Source organism: Aestuarium sp., from assembly GCF_023253315.1.
Classification (GTDB): domain Bacteria; phylum Pseudomonadota; class Alphaproteobacteria; order Rhodobacterales; family Rhodobacteraceae; genus Marivivens; species Marivivens donghaensis.
The window spans coordinates 1-1176 of record NZ_JALRGW010000087.1 but is presented as its reverse complement, the minus strand read 5'-3'; the positions used below and the strand labels follow the sequence as shown (position 1 = coordinate 1176).

At 63.9% G+C, this 1176-nt stretch carries 1 protein-coding gene; it reads left to right on the top strand.

From position 1 onward, the window contains the following. Positions 1-1176: ABC transporter permease (locus AC1QQ2_RS14290; RefSeq protein ID WP_479713639.1), on the top strand; the 1176-nt coding region annotated here is incomplete at both ends.

The following is a 1176-nucleotide window of genomic DNA, read 5'->3' as shown; positions in this document are numbered from 1 at the left end:
GTGCAGCCGCCCGACTGGCTGGCCTTCGGGGCGCTGCCAATCATCATCTGCCTGGCGTTCCATTACTACGTCTATGCCTACCTGATCCTGTCGGGCGCACTGACCACGGTGGACAGCCAGCTCGAAGAGGCGGGTGCCATCGCGGGCCTGTCGCGCCTGCGCCAGTTCGCGGCCATCACCATGCCGCTGGTGCTGCCCGCTCTGGGCTCCGCCGTGGTAATGACCTTCATCCGCGTGGTGGGATCGTTCGGCACCCCGGCGGTACTCGGCATGCCGGTCCGCTACTTCACCCTGCCGACGCAGATCTATGCCGCCATCGGCTCGCGTAATGTCGGCGACGGCTATCTTCTGGCGCTGGTGCTTGTGGTCATGGCGGTGCTGTTCATCTGGATCAACCAGCGCATGATCGGGGTCCGCAAGAGCTTTGTGACCATGTCCGGCAAGGGCGTGCGCTCGAAGACCATCGACCTCGGCCCGGCGCGCTGGCTGGTGCTGGGCCTCGTGGTGCTCCTGCTCTCATTCACGGTGATACTGCCGATCGGCCTTCTTTTGCTGGAATCCCTGTCCAAAACCGCCGGGAACTACGATCTGTCGAACCTGACGCTGCACTACTGGTTTGGTGAGCGTGGCGAGGTCAATGCGCTCTATCCGGGCGTTTTCCACAACCCGCAGATCCTTGGCGCGGCTTGGAATTCCATCCGCCTGGCGCTCTGTGTGGCGCTGCTGACCGGGCTCCTCGGCTTTCTTGTCGGCTACGTGGTGGTGCGCACCCGCGGTACCATGGCGTCAAAGGCGCTCGAGACCTCGGCCTTCCTGCCCTACATCTTCCCGTCGGTCGCCTTCGGCGCGATCTACATCGGCATGTTCTCGAAGCCGATCGGGCCGATGCCGGCGCTCTATGGCACTTTCGCGCTTCTCGTGCTGATCGCGGCGGTCAAGAACCTGCCCTACACGTCGCGCACCGGCATTGCGGCGCTCTTGCAGATCGATAAATCGCTCGAAGAGGCGGCGCGCACCCAGGGCATCGGCTGGCTGGCACGCGTGCGGCGCATCGTAGTGCCGCTGGCGTCGAACGGGCTGATGTCTGGGATGTTGCTTAGCTTCATCGGAACCATGCGCGAGCTGTCGCTAATTATCCGTCTGGTGACGCCTTCGACAGCGGTGCTGGCGAGCGTG